The following is a 19,787-nucleotide window of genomic DNA, read 5'->3' as shown; positions in this document are numbered from 1 at the left end:
TAATTTGCGAGTAACAACTGGATCGTTTAAAGGGGGAATACCATGACCGAGCAACTATTTTATGAAAACGGAACTGTCAAAATCGGTGACATCAAGTTAGAATCTGGCACTACACTTCCCAGGGTCGAATTGGCTTTTGAACGGGCAGGACCAATTGATGCCCCGGTGATTCTTGTATGTCACGCCTTAACCGGTAACCAGTATACAGTCGGTAATGATGAACACCCAGGTTGGTGGAGTGGGCTAATTAACCAAGGAGGCTATATCGATACGACGAAGTATCAAGTCTTAACGTTTAATGTCCTAGGTGGATGCGATGGCTCAACTGGACCAACCTCCGAAAATCCAATTACCGGCGAACCTTATCAAGGACAATTTCCGTTCATCACAATAAAAGATATAGTCAATGCACAATTTCTAGCCTTACAAAAATTAAAAATTCATCATTTAAAAGCAGTCATTGGCGGTTCACTCGGTGGGATGCAGGTTCTCGAATGGGGGATCCAATATCCTCAGCTGATGGAGTTACTGTTCCCACTTGCTGTAACACCTCGACTTAGTGATTTCGGAATCGCATTTAACCATATTTCTCGGACTGCGATTCTGAACGACTCGAACTGGAACGATGGGAATTATGCAAAGGGTCTTGGTCCTGAAAACGGGTTGGCACTTGCGAGAATGATAGGAATGCTGACATATCGGACCGATCAATTGTTCAGTGAAAGGTTTCAACGTAAGGAGTTTCCGATAGGGCTCCAGCACCACCGAGATCCAGCATTCGAGATTGAATCTTATCTCAATTATCAAGGGGGAAAGTTAACACAACGCTTCGATGCAAACAGTTATTTGTACCTATTAAAAGCAATGGACCTTCACGATATTGGAAAAGGAAGGGGAGGGTGGCAGGAAGCTGTTCAACATATCCAAGCACCGATTGTTGCAATTGGTTTTAGTAATGATTTGATCTACACTCCAGAAATGCTTCAACAATTGGTCTTATCGTGTGGAAACCAAGTAGAGGCTAACTTTTTCGAGGTAGAAACGAAATTTGGTCATGACGGGTTTCTAGTTGAATTTGAGAAGTGGGGGTATATACTCCGGAACAAACTGAAACAAACGAACTTGGTAAAGAGCGGGATCAACGCTGAAAAGAAAGCCTTATGAGAACGAGTTAATAGGACAAAAGGCAGTGCTGAACGGTGAATAACGAGTTAAGTCATCAATTTTACTAAAAAAACAGAGGAGTGACGGTAATGAGTGAGAATAAGAATTTTCGTTTAGAAACAGTTGGTGTACATGGAGGGCTAGAGGCAGACCCTGCAACAGGAGCACGTTCACTTCCGATTTATCAGTCTAACGCTTACAAATTTGAAAATACTGATCATGCGGCGAATCTATTTGCCTTGAAAGAACAGGGTTATATTTATAGCAGAATTGGGAATCCAACTGTGAATGTAGTTGAAGAGCGGGTTGCCCAGCTGGAAGGTGGTATTGGAGCTCTTGGAGTCGCAAGTGGAATGGCAGCGATTTCCACCTCGATTCTGAATCTCGCTCATGCCGGTGACGAGATTGTTTCGGCTTCAACTTTATACGGGGGAACCTATAACCTTTTCGCAACAACACTGCCAAAGTACGGGATTAAAACGCACTTTGTCGATCCGGCCGATCCTGAGAATTTCCGTAACGCGATCACGCCAGAAACAAAGGCAATCTTTGCCGAAACAATCGGGAATCCAGGCTTGCATGTACTCGATATTGAAGCAGTCGCCAACATTGCTCACGAATTTGGCATTCCTTTGATCATCGATAACACATTTGCGACCCCTTATTTATGCAGACCTATTGAGCACGGCGCTGATATTGTTGTCCATTCGGCTACAAAGTGGCTAGGAGGAAATGGCACGACACTTGGCGGCTTAATTGTGGATGCAGGGAAATTTGATTGGAACTCACCGAAGTTTCCTGGGTTCACGGAGCCGGATCATAGTTATCATGGAATCGTTTATGCAGAAGCTTTACCTGAAACGGCATTTATAATCAAAGCACGCGTGCAACTATTAAGAGACACCGGCCCAGCATTAAGTGCAAATAGTGCATACCAAATTGCACTTGGGATTGAAACGTTACATGTTCGTATAAAAGAGCATGTGGCAAATACGAGAAAAATCGTTTCCTACTTAGAAAACCATCCAGGTGTAAGTTGGGTCTTATATCCGGAGCAAGTTGAACATCCATCTTATCATTTGGCAAAAAAATACTTACCTAAGGGTGCCGGATCGGTCGTAGTTTTTGGAATAAAAGGTGGTAGAGAATCCGGTGTTGCAGTGATTAACAATGTCAGTCTGTGGTCACATGTTGCGAATGTTGGAGATGCGAAAAGCTTAATCATTCATCCTGCGAGCACTACCCACCAGCAATTAAATGCAGATGAACTCGTAACTTCAGGAGTCACTGAAGATCTCATTCGTCTATCGATCGGAATTGAACATGTCGACGATCTTATTGACGATTTAGACCAAGCGATCAAGGTTGCAACAAGTCATAAAGTAGAACAGGTGAACTAAACAAAGTATTTAATTACAAACAGGAGGGGAAAAATGGGGAAAATCAAAGTGGCACTTCTGGGTTTCGGAACAGTTGGTAGCGGTGTATATGAAATCATCCAATCTTATCAAGAACGGTTAGACATTTTACTTGGTAAACGTGTTGAAGTTTCAGGTGTTTTAATACATGACGAGAAGAAAGAACGGAACATCAATCCGGAGATCTTAGTTACTTCAGACATCAATCAAATATTGGCGATACCGGATCTTGATGTGGTTATTGAAGCAATTGTTGGAGTTGAACCTGGTTATACGTACTTATCGAAAGCAATTGATAAGGGCTGTCATATCATTACTGCCAACAAAGAATTGTTTGCACATAAAGGTCGAGAGTTGAAACAAAGAGCATCGGAAAACAATGTGCGCGTTTCGTATGAAGCATCAGTCGCAGGTGGTATTCCAATAATTGGTACCCTTCGACAACTTCTGAAGGTCAATTCGGTGGTACAGATCGAAGCCATACTAAACGGAACTTCGAACTTCATTTTAAGTGATATCCGTAATACGCAATCTTCATTTCAGGATGCGCTTCAATCGGCACAGGACAAGGGATATGCAGAAGCAGACCCCTCCAATGACATTGACGGACATGACGCCTTTTATAAAATCGTGATTCTCTCTGAGTTGTTATTCGGCCAACAACCTGATTGGGAAAGCATCACTCGTAAAGGTATCCGGGACATAGCTTTAAATCATATCAGCCTCGCTGAATCATTCGGATTTAGGATTAAGCATGTCGCATCATTAACCTATAAGAATAAAAACTTAAAAGTCGAGGTGGGACCAAAAGTTGTTTCAGAAGACCATCCACTATATTCCGTTGAAGGGGTCGACAATGCTATCGCTCTAACAGGAAACCTGGTTGGTCAATTAAAGCTGCAAGGTCCAGGTGCAGGGAAGTTTCCAACGGCAAGTGCAATCATTGAAGATTTCGTAACTGTGATTAATGGAGAACAGCAATCGGATCCTTTAAAAGGAGGAACATTAACAAGCATTTCTGAAGATAGCACACAAACCTGGTTTGTCATCGGAAACTCAGATGACCCATTTGAAGGGGTTACGCTGTTTGAAGAATCAATTAGTGATCAAGGAAAACATGTTACTGCTCGTTTAATCAAAACAAACAGGTCAGAGCTTGAACGTTTAACGTTAAAAAACAGTGACCTTGTCGTCTATCCTGTCGCTAGCAGCTCATCTCTACCAATTAGGAAGGCTGTCGTAACTGCGTAACTTTGATTCTTTTAATAATAGTAAGCAAAAATTCACATGAACTTTACATTTAAACAAACCGAATAGGACTTATGCATTACTGGCGGAATTTATATATAGATATTCGAAATCAGGTTCATAAAAGAAGGTAGCCGAAAGTACGATGGTTACCTTCTTTTATGTGCTCTTTCTTTAAAATGAAGCAGGTAGAAGGTTACTATCTTTCTGTTTATTCGACAAAATTAAAACTAGATTAATAGTAGGTTAACAATTTCACCTTATGATTAGTTCTGTAGCCAGATATAAGGAGTGAATGAGATTGTCAACTAAGATGGATCGCAAGAAATTTCTTACATACGTAGGAACAGGAACAGTAGCCCTTGCTGCTGCCAGTACAGGTCTAAATGGAGTGGTAGAAAAGGTTCAAGCGAAAGGACATTTTCACAAGCCGAATAAGAAGAAGCCGAAAAACGGCCCACTTAAATTTAAGCCGATTGAACCTACAAGCAAAGACGACCTTGTGTTGCCAAAAGGATATCAATATAACGTAATCGCAGCATATGGTGATCCGATCAATCATAGAGGAGATTCGTTCGGTTTTAATAACGATTTTACACTTTACTTTCCAATTAATAACCAGCAAACACATAAACATAAAGGTGAAGAGGAACGCGGTCTTTTATGGGTGAACCATGAATATGTAGATGATCTCTTTGTGTTTGGTAGAAGATTGGAGAACCATAGTGCTTCCCAAATCCAAACGGTGCTGTATAACCAAGGTGGATCGATAATCGAAGTTGTAAAAGGAAAAAATGGTTGGCAGCTAGATACGACTTCTAAATTTGCTCGACGCGTTTCTGGACTAACTCCTATTCAACTTACAGGACCAGCTAAGAACTCTCATGCGATTGGGAGCGTTTCAATGGTTCAAGGGACGTTTGCCAACTGTTCTGGGGGTAAAACACTTTGGGACACACTGTTAACGTGCGAGGAAAACTTCGAAAATACAGCAGAGGTAGCAAATTTAAATGAGACCCATTACGGTTGGGTCGTTGAAGTGGATCCATTTGATGAACGTTTTGCGGTGCGAAAACATACAGCACTTGGACGCTTTAACCATGAGAATACGTGCATGGGATTAGCGAAGGATGGACGAGTTGTTGTCTACATGGGCGACGACAAGAAGGATGCATGCGTTTACAAGTTTATTAGTAAAGAAAAATACGACCCAAATGCCGGTAAAAAGAACGCAAACCTACTAGAAGAGGGAACGCTTTATGTTGCAAGCCTGAGTAAAGGTGCATGGCTACCGCTTACTGTTGAAGCAGTAAGAGATGCAGCCGGAGACGATAAGGAAATATTGAACAAGTTCCAAACACAAGCCGATGTAGTTGTGAATTGTCATGAAGCTTCTATATTGATTGGCGGAACTCCAACAGATCGCCCTGAAGACGTTGAAATAAGCCCGTTTGATGGATCAATCTTCATCGCACACACGAACAATGATCGTCATGGAAACATGCATGGTCATATTACTAGATTTTTTGAAAAAGATAACGACCATGGTTCCCTTGAATTCCAATTTGCAATCTTTGCAGCGGGTGGAATCCAAAGTGGGTTCAGTGCACCGGATAACCTTACATTTGATGAGGATGGAAACCTGTGGACCGTTACCGATATTTCCAGCAGTAAGTTGAACAATGGGATATGGGAACCGTTTGGCAACAACGGAATGTTTGCTATCCCGACTGCAGGTAAAGACGAAGGTGTTGCCTTTCAATTCGCCTCCGCACCAAGAGATGCAGAACTTACAGGTCCATCCTTTACACCAGATGAAACAACATTATTCTTATCCATCCAACATCCAGGTGAGGAAACAGAAAGTCTATCGAATCCAACGAGCATGTGGCCGCATCGCTCTGGAGATAAAATGCCACGACCAGGTGTCGTTGCTATTACAGGATTTTAAGGGAGGAGAATGACAAATGCCATTTAACATTGGAATTCCAGGGTTAATCTTGATTTTGATCATCGCACTTGTAATCTTTGGCCCAGCTAAACTGCCGGAAATCGGAAAAGCATTTGGGAACACGCTTAAGGAATTTAAAAATGCAACAAAGGATCTCGTATCCTCAGATGACAGCAGTCCAAAAGAAAAGAAACAATAATGAATTCGGGAGAAAAGAGGTTGCCCTCTTTTCTTCTTTTACACGTTAAGAAAGTATAAAAAATACTTTCTATAGTATAAACGCAACTACGGCGATCGCCTGCGCTAAGGCTTGGCGCTAGCCAAGTTTTCTATATAGAAGGGAGCTGAGCTAATGGATCAAGAGGCAGAATTGGTCGAACACCTTAGTGAGTTAAGAAAAAGGATCTTGATTGTCGGAGCAAGTTTTCTCTTGTTTTTCATACTCGGATTTGTGTTCGTTGATTATATTTATCAGTGGCTTGTAAGGGATCTTGATACAAAGCTCGCATTGTTAGGTCCAACCGATATTTTGTGGATTTACTTTAAAATTGCAGGTGTCGTTGCCATTGCGTTCACGATTCCAACAGCCGCTTATCAAACTTGGAAGTTTGTGTTACCTGCACTAGAAGAAAAGCAACGAAAGGCTACACTAATGCTTATTCCAGCATTGTTCCTATTATTTATACTTGGTGTTGGGTTCGGCTACGCAATTGTATTCCCAACTGTGCTTAGCTTTTTACAAGGATTATCGAACGAAGGCTTCCAGCTCTTTTATACATCAGAAAAATATTTCAATTTCTTATTTCAGATGACTGTTCCATTTGGCATATTGTTTGAAATGCCAGTCGTAGTTCTTTTCCTGACTGCACTAGGAATATTAAATCCAGCTAGACTTAAAAGATCGAGGAAGGTTTGTTACTTTGTTTTTACAATACTAGCAGTTGTATTAACACCGCCAGACTTTCTATCGGATATACTAGTACTTGTATGTTTAGTGGTTCTATTTGAATTCAGCATCATTCTCTCTGCCTTTGTTTATCGCAAAAAAATTGCAAAGGAACAAGATGTGAGTGTGTACTGACAAATTGGAGTGGAAACTTTTCTCCACTCCAATTTCTATAATTAGGGAATAGAAATATAAATGTCTATTTGAGCGTTTTGGGGGTCAACTGCTCGTTCATCATAAAGTTCAAAATCTAATTTGAATGCACGCTCATTCGTTTTGGACCATTCCCAAATATGCTGCCACGCTTCCATGATTACTTCTGGTATTGAACCTTTTCTCGTTGTGAAAACGATGTAGTCTGTTCCATCAACTTCAAACTCCGGTTAGAATTCCTTTTTTGATAACGGCAAAAATAGTTTAATACCACGCTTGTTAACCGGTAACAGTTTCATGTCAGCAATTAAGTGACTTGCATAGCCTATGAAACAGCTAACAAAGACTCCATCGATTCCCAAAAAGTTTTCAAATTGATACGCAATGATCACAAAAAAGGCGGTTCCGACAATAGAATGTGTATAACTTCGGTGCGGGACTAGTGAGGCAATCAGAATATAGACTCCCAATAAAAATAACCAGTTTTCCGATAACGTTAATCCACCAGCTAGAACACCGATTCCAGATAGTGATAACATCAGCCGCCGTGTTATAAAGGAAGATCCTACAATAAGGACTAAGCCGATTGCTACACCGTACCATTTTTCCGCTGCGTCTCTGTCTATCAAACTATAGATGATTGCCAAAACACCAACGAGTTGAGCAAGTGTACGGATGAGCTTGTGTGAAAATGTAATTGTGTTGCTCAGCTTTCCGTCAATATCCATATCAGGCAGTAAACCCGCTACTCCACCGCAACCAATTAAAATAGCAGTGGTAGTTGGGTCTGTCTGAAAGGTGTTCGATGTGATTAATCCCGCTGTTGCTCCAATTGCCATATGTGCTGTGCCGTTCAATTTTATCACCTTTCTTTTTAAAACTTATGTCTTCAACATCTCCTCAAAGAGTTTACCATTCTTTCAAATCTGCTGACTATCCAAATGAGGGAATTCTTTTTTATAATAAGGTTAGACAAGTCAAATATTAAGGGAGTTTCATAATGTACTTCTACTTAACAATTGCAGTGATAGTCGTAGGACTCATTTCGTTAATTGGAACAATATTGGTAGGGAGAAAAGTAGATAAAGAGGCAAAGGAATATAAATTGGTAAAGGATAAAACTCAGGCAGAATTAAAACGCTCCCAGGATTATGAAAAGAGCTCAGTTAAAAAGAATCTCCGTGTACTAACTATCATTTATGCTTTAACCTTTTTAATGAGCATTATTGCAGTGACATACTATATCGTTAATAGATGAAAAGAAAGGGAGTCAGGCTACGTGCTGCCCGACTCCTGGATGAAACGATTACTTATTTAGGTGAAAAAATCATCTGACTTCATTCCTTATTTTTTGTTCAGTAATCAAATTGCTTTTCGACTCGTTAATCGTTTTCCTCTGGATTCTTTCATTTGGATGGAGAGGCGTACTAACAATACTCCAATCAGGGCAAATAAGACATAAAGGACACCCATTCCAATTCCACCGATTGCTTCACCAACAATGATTCCTAATGCACCGAACATTTTTCCGATTTGAAAAACCAATCCGTTAAATGCCATATAAGCTCCGCGCTGCGAATCGTCAACGATATCTGCAAGAATTGACTGTCGAGTAGGGACATACATCAGTTCTCCAGCAGAAAGTATGATGACGGAAATCAATAAGGTTACGAAATCATTGGAAAATGCGAAAATTCCATAGCCTACACCAAATAGGATAAATCCTGCATACATGACAGGTTGTTCAGGTTTGTTCCGAATCCATTTTGCTGCAATGCCTGTGAATAAGACAATAATGATTGTGTTGACTACTGTTAAGAGACTTAACAACTTAACTCCATCAATCATCAATTCAGTATTCCATAGTAAAGAAAATGTGTGAGGGATGATTTCTTGTTCAAGCCTTACTGCAATATAATTGTTTCGCTGAAATTCAATGGCTAAAATAGCGATGCCTCCAAGTGTAAATAAAACGAAAGGCCAATCTTGTATAACCGTTTTATAGCTTTGTAAAATTGGTTTCAATCCGTATGGTTTTGTTGATCTTTCTTGTGGTTCTGGTGTAAACGTTTCTTGAATTAAGGTAGCAGTCATCCAAAGTGTAATGACTGACATGATTAATAGGGCGATCAACAATTCAAAGAAATGGGTTTTATATAACCAACCACCGATGATTAATCCAAGCATGATCGACATATTGACTGCCCAGTAATTGATTGCATACATGAATGCACGTGTATCCTTCGTACTGACATCGATTAACATTGCTTCAGAAGCAGGACCAATAAACCCGGAAGCGATACCGATGATCACTAACATGGAAAAGGTTGCCCATGGTGAAGTGAACCATGGTGAATTTGCAACTAGCATCCCAGCAAAAGCGATGACCTTCATCCATTCCCCTATGACCATCATCCGCTTTCGTCCCACAATATCTGCAAGATAGCCTCCATACAGTCCAGATGAGAACTGAACAACTACGCTAAACATTAGTAAGACACCAGCCCACACTGCACTTAAAGCATTTGTAAAATAAATCGCCATGAATGGAAAAATCATAGAACCGATAATTCGGCTTAAAAACGACGTATAAATCCTAATCCGTATGTTCGGGTGTAATTCTCTAAACATTCTCTCTCACTCCCTTTACATTATTTTGCATTTTCTAAAAGGGGTTTAAAAGGGTATAATACGATTAAAAATGTCCCCTTTTATTATGTGGTTCAAAAAATGATTGAACATCAGCAATCGAGAGGTGAGAGTAATGAAAGATTTATCATACTATCAGTTGCGTGCCCATTTATACCCAAGAGAGCATGAAAAGCAGGTTGAAATGAAGTTAAGCGAGCTCGAACAAATTTGGTTTTGCACAGTGAAAAATGTAAAAAGAAAATTGAGAAAGTATGAAGAGCAAGGATATTATACATATCAACCAGGAAGGGGGAGAGGGCACTCGTCTAAGCTGTTCTTTACACGGGGATTCCAACAGGAAGTCGAGGACGCAGTTTCCGATTATGTACGAGATGAGCAGATGGAATCCTTGATGCAGCTATTACAGTTACCGATCCCAAAGTCCTGGATTGCGAATGTTTCAGAAGACGTCCAGGCGTTGTTTGGTTTGCAATCTCCAAATAGTTCTAAGGATGTGTTACGTTCAATTATTACACGTCCGTTGACTACGCTTGATCCAGCAATAGCATCCATTACCTTTGAAAGTTATCTTGTTCACCAATTAGGTGATTCTCTAGTCCGCTACGATAAAAAGGAGGATAAGATTAAGCCGCACCTTGCTCATCATTGGCTTGTGGAGAATAATTTCAGAACATGGACGTTTTATCTAAGGAAAGGAGTTCGCTTTCATCATCAGAGGGTGTTATCAAGTGAGGATATTCGATTTTCATTTCAACGGTTTCAACAAACCTCACCACATAAATGGCTTGTAAAAGATATCAAAAGAATCGAATGCCCATCTTCTACTGTGATTCGTTTTCACTTGAAAAAATCGAATTCATTATTTATTCGATACGTAAGTTCCAATTATCTTGCAGTCTTACCCGCAGATGTGCCGTTTGATGAAGAGCAGTGGATTGGAACGGGTCCTTTTAAGTTGAAAGAACGATCTGATCGAAAGATAGTCTTGGAAGCTTTTGATCAATACTTTCTAGAGCGACCGCTCCTTGATGATATTGAATTTTGGCATGTTCCATTTGATCAAGTACAGAAGGCTACTTTTCAAGTTGGCGGGAAAGAAGACAGTGAAATCGTTCAGGAAAAAGAGGAGATAGAAGTTGGCTTCCGTTTTCTTGCTTTCAATTTCCATCGGCATTCGATTGTCCATCATCCATCATTTAGAGAAGCCATTTTTCACATATTGGATATCCGAAAGATGAGTCGAGAATTAGGAAGAGAACCAATCCATGAAGCAACCAGTTATTTTCCGTGGAAATCAATGTCACAAAAGAAGGATGCTGGACGGATTAATGATTTGTTACAGGAATCAGGTTATGAAGGGGAGACGTTAACACTTTACTCATTGGATTATCCTAATGCGATGGAAGAAGCCGAATGGTTTATTAAGAAGGCGAGATTATATGGAATTTCATTTGATTACAAAAGTTATTCCATTAAAGATTTCTATTCAGATATAGTTGATAAAAATGCAGATTTACTATTTTCGGGGGAAGTAGCATCTACGGATCTACATCTATCCTTTTTAGGAGCATTCAAAAGTGAGGCCTTAATATTTAGGAGATTTCTAAAATGTACAGATCTTGAACAAATCGAGAAATATTTGGATGCAATGGAAAAGGAGGAAAACTATAGCGGAAGAGATAAATGGATTGATACGATTGAAGAATATATACGTCGTAACAACCTGTTCCTATTTATGTATCATCCCGTGAAACGACGATCCTTCCACCCGATGATAAAGGACATTCGATTTGAATCCTTTGGGCATGTTGACTTGAGGAAACTATGGATTCATCCGTAGATGATGAGATAAATAGCAGCTCGAAAATCTAAAATTTGTTTGATAAAAGTTACCTCACAATACTTGGTGTTCAGGCTCCGCGTAAATTACTTTTTATCGGAAAAATATCTCATTCCGCGGAAAACTACCTCATTACGGTCACTTTTTTGGTGAAGATATTCCCCCATATATGGTTTAAAGAAGGCTCTTAAGCTTAAAAACGATGATTAGGTCTGAATACCCGTACTTTCTCATTAAGTTGTGGATGAATTTGGTGAGCCTCTGCTTCGTTTGTTAGATAATTTACGCCACGTTTATCACCGAGTATTTTGTCTAGCTTGATTAACATTTCTTCAAATTGTTCATCATTCATTTGTCCTGATGAGTGCATGAAACATGCATATGCATACGCTAGAGCAGTTGTATCGACATTAACATGTACGTCCACTTCTGAATTACCGCCATAATTTACTGCAGCATTTTTATCCAATTGAAAACCTCCATATCTAGAATTTAAATGAGGATGATCCCATGTGAGATCATCTTCATTTGTTTAATAGTGAACCATGGGTCAGTTGTAGTATCTCAATACTTTGAATTCTAGAATGACCTTACATACTACCAAGAAGTAAACCAGCCATCGTCGTAGTCTTTCTTTTTGCAACAGCAGTAGTCACAGTGGCAATCACAGTCTTTCTTCTTCTTTTTCCAGCTGCAATCACAGTCTTTTTTCTTGTGGTCGTAATCATAGTCATAACTGTATTTCTTTTTCTTTTCATGATAGTAACTATAGTTATAATCATCTTTCTTTTTCCAAGAACATTTGTCACAATCACGATCTTTTTCCTTTTTACAGGAGCACTTGTCACAGTCATGATCTTTTTTCTTTTCTCTGGAGCATTTATCGCAGTCATGATCATCTTTCTTTTTCTTATCGCAACCGCAATCATAATCTTTCTTACCTGAGCTTTTATCGCAATCATGGTGATGATGCTTCTTTTTCTTATGGTGTTTCGGACCCATCTAAAGTCACCCCCTTTTTAAGGTGATAGTTATATATATGCTTGTACATTGTTATGGTGTGGACAAGTAGAGTAGGAGATTGGTGGAAAAATGATAGAAGTCAATAAAAGTATGATTCCTATTGTGAAAACATGGAAACTATTGTATTGTTTATAGAAATCTTTGTTAAACGATTCATTGGAGAGATCAACAAGTCCAGTTTAAGGGTCAGATTAATGAAAAGTTGTTAACTGAAAGGGTGATTGATATTGATATATCCAGAACCATTATTTAAAGGTGACACTATTGGTATTGTGGCAACATCTTCAGGAGTAACGGGTGTTTTTCAAAAAAAGCTGGACAATGCGATTAGGCAAGTTGAGTCATTGGGCTATAAATGTTTGGAAACCCCCTCTGTTCGATCCAACATAAAATTAACCAGTACTTCTCGAAAACAAAGAGCTGAAGAGTTTTTAAATTTATATAAAAATGATGAAGTAAAGGCGATCATTCCACCATGGGGAGGACAGTTCTTAATGGATATTCTCCCATACCTTAATTTTGAAGAGTTGGGTAACGTTAAACCTAAGTGGATATTAGGCTTTTCAGATACGAGTACGTTGCTGTTACCTTTAACTTTAAAGACAAATACCGCTACTGCTCACGGTCCTAATTTTATGGATTTTGGAAATACACCTATTGAGGCTTCTGTTCTGCAAGCCCTACAAGGATTAGCAACGAAATCAGGTACCCATTTCCATCAAACAAACATGGAATTCTATCAAAAGGAATGGTTAAAGGTAACTGATACGTCCTTTCCTCCATATAATTTAACTGAAAAAGTAGATTGGAAATCGCTTTCGAAAGAAGAGAATGAATCTTTATTTACTGGTAGATTGTTAGGCGGGTGTTTGGATACAATTTGTAAATTAGTTGGAACTCCCTTTGCACCAGTTACTGAATTTATTGAACAATATAAAGAGGACGGATTCATTTGGTACTTTGAAAGCTGTGATATGAATGCCACTGATTTATACCGAACACTCTGGCAGATGAGAATGAATGGATGGTTCGAATATTGTAATGGATTCTTATTTGGAAGGTTAGAAGGTTATGAGGATGTAGGGGGCTTTACCTTAATCGATGCGTTCAAAAAGCCACTCGATGACTTGGCTGTCCCTATTCTATATGATGTAGATTTAGGACACATTCCACCGCAGCTGACATTCATTAATGGTTCATTCGCAGAGGTTTCCTATAAAAAAGGGGGAGGACAGATCATACAAACTTTTAAATGATACAAAAAGAAGGAGCCACGGAAAATGCTCCTTCTTTTCATAATAAGGTAAGAATGAATAAAAAGTTTTCTTTATTAGATTTCTGCCGGTTCTTCCGGTACTTTTACATAGTCGATATCGAAACCTAAATCATTGAGCATTTCATGATCCTTCGTACTTTCTTGACCTGCTGTTGTTAGATAGTCTCCGACAAAGATAGAGTTAGCTGCATATAATCCGAGTGGTTGTAAACTCTTCAAATTTACTTCTCTCCCACCCGAAATTCGAATTTCTTTTGTCGGATTGATATAACGGAACAAGGCTAAGACTTTTAAACAATAGCGAGGATCTAATTCATGTGTTCCCTCAAGAGGTGTTCCGTCAATTGCATGTAAAAAATTCACCGGTATTGAATCTGCATCAAGTGCCTTTAAGCTTCGAGCCATATCGACAACTTCTTCTTTCGTTTCCTTCATTCCAACGATGACACCTGAGCATGGAGAAATTCCAGCATCCTTAGCCATGTTGACTGTGGAAACGCGATCTTCGTATGTATGTGAGGTCGTAATGTTGTCATGGTTCGACTTTGACGTATTTAAATTATGATTATAGCGATCGACACCAGCTTCTTTCAATCGGGTCGCTTGTTCTGGCTTTAAGATCCCAAGGCAAGCACAAATTTTCAAGTCGTAATTTTGTTTGATTTCCTCAACCGCTGATACAACCGTATCAACATCTCGATTCGTGGGACCTCTTCCACTTGCTACAATACAGTAAGTTCCAACATTTAATTTATGAGCTTGTTCGGCACCTTTCATCAATGTATCTTTATCGACCATTTTGTAAGATTCGATCGGTGCTTTCGATATGATTGATTGTGAACAGTAACCGCAGTTTTCTGGGCATAATCCAGATTTTGCATTCATGATCATATTGAGCTTTACACTGTTTCCATAATACGTTTTTCGGATTTGATACGCACCATGAAGTAGAAGAAGAAGTTCCTCATCAGGTGCATTTAAGATGGACAGAGCCTCATGATCCGTAAGCTCGTATCCAGCAATCACTTTTTCTGCAAGTTCATTCCACTTTGTAGTCATTCGATCACTCCTCTTATGTAATATAACTTCTAATCACACTACTGACTTGTTATCCAGTGTACTTGAAGTTCTTCTTAAACTTCGAACTACTCGTGGGGCGATCAGTCCTGCACATATAGAGAGGATGATGTCCTTTGGTAGTGGAGCTAACATCCATGCCCAAGCCATTCCGTAACTGAATCCTTCAGGTGCTTCAACCCAGACATTCATTGCCATGTACATCCAATTCGTTCCTGCTATGTAGTTAATCGCCATACCGAATAATGCAGCAACTAGGAACATTTTCTTGCTGGACCTCGACTCGATGATTTTTCCACAAACATACGCAACAAGAATAAATGATAATATAAAGCCAAATGTAGGTTTAAATGTGTACCCTAATCCACCTGAAAATTGTGCAAAAACAGGCGCTCCAGCTAAACCAATAAACATATATACGGTCATTGATATCGCTCCGAGACGACTTCCAAGAATAAGTCCTGCCAACACACTAAAAAACGTCTGTAATGTAATCGGTACACTACCAATTACGAGTAAAGAAGTGAGGTTTGCACCAATAGCCATGAGCGCAGCAAAAACGGCGGCAAGTGTAATGTCAATTGCTTTCAACTTCAAATTGGTTAACCTCCAATCCTTGTCGTCTATAAAAAGAATATCGAAAACTATGAATATATGTCAACTTTAAATTAATTTGGGTTAACTAAAAGGTAACGACAAACAATTATTGTGAAAAGCAAATCAATTTCAAAATCCTGTTCAAATTTATGTTAAAATTTGAACAGGATATCTTGTGGAAGGGACGTGTCATCATGGATAAGCAGTACATTATGGGGTTATTGCAAAAAGAGCTTGTTGTAGCCGTTGGTTGCACCGAACCTGTTGCGATCGCACTGGCAGCTGCAACTGCAAAAAGTTATTTGAAGGAAGACATTCAAAAGGTTGAAGTGTTTGCGAGTGGAAATGTAATCAAAAATGCTAAGTCTGTTGGTATACCGGGGACAAAATCGACAGGGTTAGATTTTGCTGCGGCTCTCGGGATTGTTGCAGGGGATCCAACCAAGCAGCTTGAAGTTTTGGCGAATGCGAAACAAAAAGACGAGGAGAATGCATTACGCCTCATTTCGGAAAAAGAAGTGGCAGTTCACCTTGCGCAAACAAGCATCAAGCTATACATCGAAATTAAGCTCCAAAGTGAAAACGAATCTTCTAGAGTGGTAATCTCTAACGACCACACAAATATAAGTTTAATTGAGGTTAATAATCATTGTGTTCATGAACAAAACCAGGTTGAGAAAACAGATAATGATTCAGATACAACACTTGAAAAGCACCTTACAATTGATGCGATTTATGACTTCGTAAAAGAGGTCGATGTCAGCAAATTGGCCCTTGTTCAGAAAAGTATTGACTTGAATCTAGCCATTGGAGAGGAAGGGCTAAAGGGCAATGTCGGCCTCAATGTTGGGAAAACCATTCAAGAAAATGTAAAAAAAGGGATTCTTTCTGATGATCTTGTCAGTTATGCAATGTCCCTTGCCTCAGCAGGGTCAGATGCAAGGATGGCTGGCTCACTCAGTCCAGTAATGGCGAATTCGGGTAGTGGAAATCAAGGAATCGCGGTTACATTGCCAGTTGTGGCAGTCGGTCTAAAGCTTGGTGTTGATAACGAGAAAATGCTGCGTGCGGTAGCGCTGAGCCACCTCATAACCATTCACATCAAAGAAAAGTTCGGTCGGCTTTCTGCATTGTGTGGGGTTACTGCTGCAGGAATGGGCGCAAGTGGTGCAATTACCTATCTTCTTGACGGGGATGTATCACAAATAAAGGCGGCAGTTCAAAATACGATTGGTAATGTATCAGGAATGATTTGTGATGGAGCTAAGGCAGGATGTGCGATGAAGGTTTCGACATGTACGAATGCTGCAGTGCAATCCGCCATCCTTGCATTGAACAACCAAGAGATCCAGTCTACTGATGGCTTCATTCATGATGATGTTGAGAAAAGTATAGAGAACTTTTGCAGACTTGGAAACGAAGGTACCAAGGAAACCGATAAGCTTGTTCTAAAAATGATGCTTGAAAAATAAGCGGTGATGAGCGGCTGTCTCAATAGTTCGCAACAAACTTTTTTGAGTCAGCGGCTTTTTAGGTTAGATGGTTCCAGTCCTTATTAAGAAGAAAAAGTCTTTTCACTAAACTGGGTGGTGACGTTTTATGGCAAAAACCATCTCCGAGGCATATATCTGAGTTCCGCGGCAAAATCCACTTTATCGCGGCAAGTTACCTGGGTTCCGCGGCAAAACCCATTTTATCGCGGCAAATCACCTCGGTTCCGCGGCAAACTACCTTTTCGCGGCTACGTTTTTTGGTGAAGGAGCGGAAAAAAATGATTTATACGGTTTTAGGGAGGCTTTACAGTGCTTTGTAATTGTTTCATAAAATATGGACCAATCAACTTGGGGGATGATTGCAAAATAGAGAAGTCAGGCACCCGAAATACAACATTTTAATGTTATTAAACCTAGATATTGCAAAAAACAACGTTAGTCGTATAATTCGGATACTTTTGAGTCTACCTCTTTTGATCGGCAATCACCCCGAGTTTTATTTAAGTTTAACTCTTTTGCATAATGCAATGTCAGTACGCTCAACGGGACCATTTATCGAATGTTTTCATTTCGAGACTATTCAATTGCTGTACCAGGTGATCGGCGTTATCTTCGATGACTGTTTGTTCGAGGTGTTCTTTTCGTACAAATCCTTCCTGGTGCATATGATGCAGCAGTTCAAATAAAGGATCGTAATAATGTTCGATATTAAACAACCCGAGAGGTTTAGTGTGATAGCCTAATTGATTCCATGTCATTACCTCAAACATTTCTTCCATTGTTCCAATTCCACCGGGTAGAGCAATAAAGGCATCAGCCAATTCATACATTTTGGATTTGCGTTCATGCATCGTATCAACGACAATCAGATCAGTTAACTCTAAATGCTCAACACTGTCATTAATTTTATGAGGGATTATTCCGGTTGCTTTCCCATTATTACTCATTACGGCATGTGCTAGTTCTCCCATTAATCCGGAATTACCACCGCCATACACGAGTTCGATCTGATTTTTCGCAAGTAATGTTCCAAGTTCTTTAACGTTCTTTTTATAGGCATCATTCACTCCGAAACTGGAGCCGCAAAAGACACAAATTCGCTGGAACTTTTTCATAAAAAGCCTCCCTGTTCTGTTCTATATTTTAAGTGAGAGAATTTACATATAGTTGAAAGAGATTGTTTAAAAAGTCCGGTAAAAATAGCTGACGAATATTAACCGACTTTTCGAATGATTTCCTTAAACGGTTCGCTCTCGGAATCTTTTAAGTGAATCGAGATTTCAAATGTACCGTCTTCAAAGAAAAATGGCAATCGACGTTTAAACCAAGACTGCATTGGGAGTTCAAATGCTTCATCCAATGTCACCCAGCGCAATTCACCTTCTGGAGGATTTTCTAATAACTTACCGCTGAATGTAGTTGTTATATAATTGAACACCATATAGCGGTAATTATCATCCTTCAGTATGTATTCATCGACACCTTTATAGCTCAAATCCTCTGGTTTAACCACAATTCCGGTCTCTTCATAAAGCTCCCGTACAGCACCTTCTGAAAAGCTTTCACCAAATTCAATTTTACCACCAGGACCCAAATAGCCTGGAAATCCATTTTCTTTTGGGCGATTTAAGAGTAGAATTTGTTCTTTGTCTGTATCATAGACGATGACCATTGTTAAGATGGAAGCTTGTATCTTTTTCAAATCGTTTCCCTCCTTGGTTTCTATTTTACACGTTAAGAAAGAATAAAAATACTTTCTATAGTATAAGGGCAACTAAGGCTCAGCCTGCGCCAAAGGCTTGGCTTTGCCAAGTTTTCTTTAACGTAAATCTACATTTCGGTTGCACATCCCAATTAAATCTTTTCTAAAGAATTCTTTTCGAGGCTGAAGTATATCAAACTTAAGGATGATTTGCTATAGTAAGAATGTGTACACTTTTTAAATGGAGGAATCAGAGCATGCAACTATTAAACGAAATTCTGAACTTTAATAACACTTTTGTTGAGGAAAAGAGTTATGAGGTATATCAAACAACAAAATTCCCAGATAAGAGGATGGTTGTCGTATCTTGTATGGATACACGGTTGGTAGAATTATTGCCTAGAGCGATGAACCTGCGCAATGGCGATTTTAAATTAATTAAAAATGCTGGGGCAGTCATTTCTCACCCGTTCGGAAGTGTGATGAGAAGTATTTTGGTTGCCGTGTATGAATTGCAGGCAGATGAAGTTTTCGTTATTGGACACTACCAATGTGGAATGAGCAATGTAGATCCAATAAGATTAATTGATAAGTTCAAGGAAAGAGGAATCTCTGAAGACACGATTGATACGATAAAATACTCAGGTATCCAAATCGAAAAGTGGTTAGAAGGCTTTGACAGTGTGGAGGAGAGTGTGCAAAACAGTGTGGATGTCGTTCGACGGCACCCATTAATGCCAGCAGATGTCCCTGTTCATGGTCTCGTTATTTCACCAGAAACCGGTAAACTTGACCTCGTAAAGGACGGATATGAAGAAAAGTAGATGAGTATGAAAGGGGCACCAATTGTGAAATGTTCCGATTAAGTCTTTCTATTTGAAAAGGGATGATCTGACGGAACGATTGATAAACTATTTCAAATACGTTTAGGAGACTGATTCGTACGTGGAGTCAGTCTCTTTTTACACGTTAAGAAAGTATAAAAATATTTTCTATAGTATAAGCGCAACTAAAGCTCAGCCGGCGCCAAAGGCTTGGCTTTGCCAAGTTTTCTTTACACGTTAAGAAAGTATAGAGCGTCCGAGCATAGGTGATATTCCATAATGGGTGGGAACCCCATCAGGTAAGAACTAGCCATTCACCTGTAGCGAGTCTTGGAGGGTTGGAGGTAACTCCTATCTTTAAGCGTAGACAGCAAGACAGTGGGCCGAAAACCAAATGGCTGAAGGGATGGAGCCCCGAAAACT

19 protein-coding genes and 1 pseudogene are annotated in these 19,787 nt (G+C 39.6%); 11 read left to right on the top strand and 9 right to left on the bottom strand.

From position 1 onward, the window contains the following. The first annotated feature begins 42 nt into the window (after positions 1-42). The 6 genes from metX (at position 43) to tatC (ending at position 6,862) form a co-directional block, all read left to right on the top strand. Positions 43-1,164, top strand: coding sequence for a homoserine O-acetyltransferase MetX (metX, locus tag NON16_RS09100; protein ID WP_257348576.1), 1,122 nt, complete (start codon positions 43-45; stop codon positions 1,162-1,164). Between the two features lie 89 nt (positions 1,165-1,253). Beyond that, on the top strand, positions 1,254-2,564 hold the full coding sequence (locus NON16_RS09095) for an O-acetylhomoserine aminocarboxypropyltransferase/cysteine synthase family protein (RefSeq protein WP_257348575.1): 1,311 nt from the start codon (positions 1,254-1,256) through the stop codon (positions 2,562-2,564). A 33-nt stretch (positions 2,565-2,597) separates the two neighbouring features. Next, positions 2,598-3,833, top strand: a complete 1,236-nt coding sequence (locus NON16_RS09090) for a homoserine dehydrogenase (protein WP_257348573.1) — start codon at positions 2,598-2,600, stop codon at positions 3,831-3,833. 292 nt (positions 3,834-4,125) lie between these two features. After that, positions 4,126-5,781 (top strand): PhoX family protein, encoded by a 1,656-nt coding sequence (locus NON16_RS09085; protein ID WP_257348572.1) that lies wholly within the window; start codon positions 4,126-4,128, stop codon positions 5,779-5,781. 16 nt (positions 5,782-5,797) lie between these two features. Further along, the gene (gene tatA, locus NON16_RS09080) at positions 5,798-5,980 is read left to right on the top strand and encodes a twin-arginine translocase TatA/TatE family subunit (protein ID WP_257348571.1); all 183 of its coding nucleotides are present in this window, start codon (positions 5,798-5,800) and stop codon (positions 5,978-5,980) included. 153 nt (positions 5,981-6,133) lie between these two features. Then, complete coding sequence (tatC, locus tag NON16_RS09075) at positions 6,134-6,862, top strand: twin-arginine translocase subunit TatC (RefSeq protein ID WP_257348570.1); 729 nt, start codon at positions 6,134-6,136, stop codon at positions 6,860-6,862. A gap of 41 nt (positions 6,863-6,903) precedes the next feature. Here tatC and NON16_RS09070 read toward each other — a convergent pair. Next, a pseudogene (locus NON16_RS09070) lies at positions 6,904-7,092 on the bottom strand (GyrI-like domain-containing protein); the annotation flags it as partial. An 18-nt stretch (positions 7,093-7,110) separates the two neighbouring features. Continuing rightward, positions 7,111-7,746 carry a metal-dependent hydrolase gene (locus tag NON16_RS09065; protein WP_308216595.1) on the bottom strand — a complete coding sequence of 212 codons (636 nt, stop codon included), beginning with the start codon at positions 7,744-7,746 and terminating at the stop codon, positions 7,111-7,113. 134 nt (positions 7,747-7,880) lie between these two features. Here NON16_RS09065 and NON16_RS09060 point away from each other — a divergent pair, with 134 nt between their 5' ends. Then, positions 7,881-8,138, top strand: a complete 258-nt coding sequence (locus NON16_RS09060) for a hypothetical protein (RefSeq protein WP_257348567.1) — start codon at positions 7,881-7,883, stop codon at positions 8,136-8,138. 104 nt (positions 8,139-8,242) lie between these two features. Here the strand turns inward: NON16_RS09060 and NON16_RS09055 are convergent, their stop codons facing one another. Next, positions 8,243-9,511, bottom strand: a complete 1,269-nt coding sequence (locus NON16_RS09055) for an MDR family MFS transporter (RefSeq protein WP_257348566.1) — start codon at positions 9,509-9,511, stop codon at positions 8,243-8,245. A 133-nt stretch (positions 9,512-9,644) separates the two neighbouring features. On the opposite strand from NON16_RS09055, the gene NON16_RS09050 reads away from it, so the two are divergent. Next, entirely contained in the window at positions 9,645-11,372 is a 1,728-nt protein-coding gene (locus tag NON16_RS09050) for an ABC transporter substrate-binding protein (RefSeq protein ID WP_257348565.1), read from the top strand. Between the two features lie 193 nt (positions 11,373-11,565). Here NON16_RS09050 and NON16_RS09045 read toward each other — a convergent pair whose 3' ends face one another. Next, complete coding sequence (locus NON16_RS09045) at positions 11,566-11,841, bottom strand: hypothetical protein (protein WP_257348564.1); 276 nt, start codon at positions 11,839-11,841, stop codon at positions 11,566-11,568. 121 nt (positions 11,842-11,962) lie between these two features. Continuing rightward, a complete protein-coding gene (locus NON16_RS09040; protein WP_257348563.1) occupies positions 11,963-12,334 on the bottom strand; it encodes a hypothetical protein in 372 nt (123 codons plus the stop codon). 288 nt (positions 12,335-12,622) lie between these two features. Between NON16_RS09040 and NON16_RS09035 the strand changes: the two genes are divergently transcribed. Next, positions 12,623-13,651, top strand: coding sequence for a S66 family peptidase (locus tag NON16_RS09035; RefSeq protein ID WP_257348561.1), 1,029 nt, complete (start codon positions 12,623-12,625; stop codon positions 13,649-13,651). A 74-nt stretch (positions 13,652-13,725) separates the two neighbouring features. Here NON16_RS09035 and bioB read toward each other — a convergent pair whose 3' ends face one another. After that, positions 13,726-14,730 carry a biotin synthase BioB gene (gene bioB / locus NON16_RS09030; protein WP_257348560.1) on the bottom strand — a complete coding sequence of 335 codons (1,005 nt, stop codon included), beginning with the start codon at positions 14,728-14,730 and terminating at the stop codon, positions 13,726-13,728. 33 nt (positions 14,731-14,763) lie between these two features. Beyond that, a complete protein-coding gene (locus NON16_RS09025; protein WP_257348837.1) occupies positions 14,764-15,294 on the bottom strand; it encodes a biotin transporter BioY in 531 nt (176 codons plus the stop codon). A gap of 245 nt (positions 15,295-15,539) precedes the next feature. Here NON16_RS09025 and NON16_RS09020 point away from each other — a divergent pair, with 245 nt between their 5' ends. Beyond that, positions 15,540-16,817 (top strand): L-cysteine desulfidase family protein, encoded by a 1,278-nt coding sequence (locus NON16_RS09020; RefSeq protein ID WP_257348559.1) that lies wholly within the window; start codon positions 15,540-15,542, stop codon positions 16,815-16,817. A 560-nt stretch (positions 16,818-17,377) separates the two neighbouring features. On the opposite strand, the gene NON16_RS09015 is transcribed toward NON16_RS09020, so the two are convergent. Continuing rightward, on the bottom strand, positions 17,378-17,953 hold the full coding sequence (locus tag NON16_RS09015) for an LOG family protein (protein ID WP_257348558.1): 576 nt from the start codon (positions 17,951-17,953) through the stop codon (positions 17,378-17,380). A 98-nt stretch (positions 17,954-18,051) separates the two neighbouring features. Further along, entirely contained in the window at positions 18,052-18,540 is a 489-nt protein-coding gene (locus tag NON16_RS09010; protein ID WP_372508774.1) for an NUDIX domain-containing protein, read from the bottom strand. 257 nt (positions 18,541-18,797) lie between these two features. Between NON16_RS09010 and NON16_RS09005 the strand changes: the two genes are divergently transcribed. Beyond that, on the top strand, positions 18,798-19,364 hold the full coding sequence (locus NON16_RS09005; protein WP_257348557.1) for a beta-class carbonic anhydrase: 567 nt from the start codon (positions 18,798-18,800) through the stop codon (positions 19,362-19,364). The last annotated feature ends 423 nt before the right edge of the window (positions 19,365-19,787 follow it).

The organism is Pseudalkalibacillus decolorationis (assembly GCF_024609785.1).
Taxonomy (GTDB): Bacteria; Bacillota; Bacilli; order Bacillales; family Fictibacillaceae; genus Pseudalkalibacillus; species Pseudalkalibacillus decolorationis.
This window is presented reverse-complemented; position numbering and strand designations above follow the sequence as displayed.

What these genes read in the sequence shown, in the direction of transcription:
- metX (WP_257348576.1), top strand. Translation starts at nt 43, where the DNA reads ATGACCGAGCAACTATTTTATGAAAACGGAACTGTCAAAATCGGTGAC.
- NON16_RS09095 (WP_257348575.1), top strand. Translation starts at nt 1,254, where the DNA reads ATGAGTGAGAATAAGAATTTTCGTTTAGAAACAGTTGGTGTACATGGA.
- NON16_RS09090 (WP_257348573.1), top strand. Translation starts at nt 2,598, where the DNA reads ATGGGGAAAATCAAAGTGGCACTTCTGGGTTTCGGAACAGTTGGTAGC.
- NON16_RS09085 (WP_257348572.1), top strand. Translation starts at nt 4,126, where the DNA reads ATGAGATTGTCAACTAAGATGGATCGCAAGAAATTTCTTACATACGTA.
- tatA (WP_257348571.1), top strand. Translation starts at nt 5,798, where the DNA reads ATGCCATTTAACATTGGAATTCCAGGGTTAATCTTGATTTTGATCATC.
- tatC (WP_257348570.1), top strand. Translation starts at nt 6,134, where the DNA reads ATGGATCAAGAGGCAGAATTGGTCGAACACCTTAGTGAGTTAAGAAAA.
- NON16_RS09060 (WP_257348567.1), top strand. Translation starts at nt 7,881, where the DNA reads ATGTACTTCTACTTAACAATTGCAGTGATAGTCGTAGGACTCATTTCG.
- NON16_RS09055 (WP_257348566.1), bottom strand. Translation starts at nt 9,511, where the DNA reads ATGTTTAGAGAATTACACCCGAACATACGGATTAGGATTTATACGTCG.
- NON16_RS09050 (WP_257348565.1), top strand. Translation starts at nt 9,645, where the DNA reads ATGAAAGATTTATCATACTATCAGTTGCGTGCCCATTTATACCCAAGA.
- NON16_RS09040 (WP_257348563.1), bottom strand. Translation starts at nt 12,334, where the DNA reads ATGATTGCGATAAAAGCTCAGGTAAGAAAGATTATGATTGCGGTTGCG.
- bioB (WP_257348560.1), bottom strand. Translation starts at nt 14,730, where the DNA reads ATGACTACAAAGTGGAATGAACTTGCAGAAAAAGTGATTGCTGGATAC.
- NON16_RS09025 (WP_257348837.1), bottom strand. Translation starts at nt 15,294, where the DNA reads ATGGCTATTGGTGCAAACCTCACTTCTTTACTCGTAATTGGTAGTGTA.
- NON16_RS09020 (WP_257348559.1), top strand. Translation starts at nt 15,540, where the DNA reads ATGGATAAGCAGTACATTATGGGGTTATTGCAAAAAGAGCTTGTTGTA.
- NON16_RS09015 (WP_257348558.1), bottom strand. Translation starts at nt 17,953, where the DNA reads ATGAAAAAGTTCCAGCGAATTTGTGTCTTTTGCGGCTCCAGTTTCGGA.
- NON16_RS09005 (WP_257348557.1), top strand. Translation starts at nt 18,798, where the DNA reads ATGCAACTATTAAACGAAATTCTGAACTTTAATAACACTTTTGTTGAG.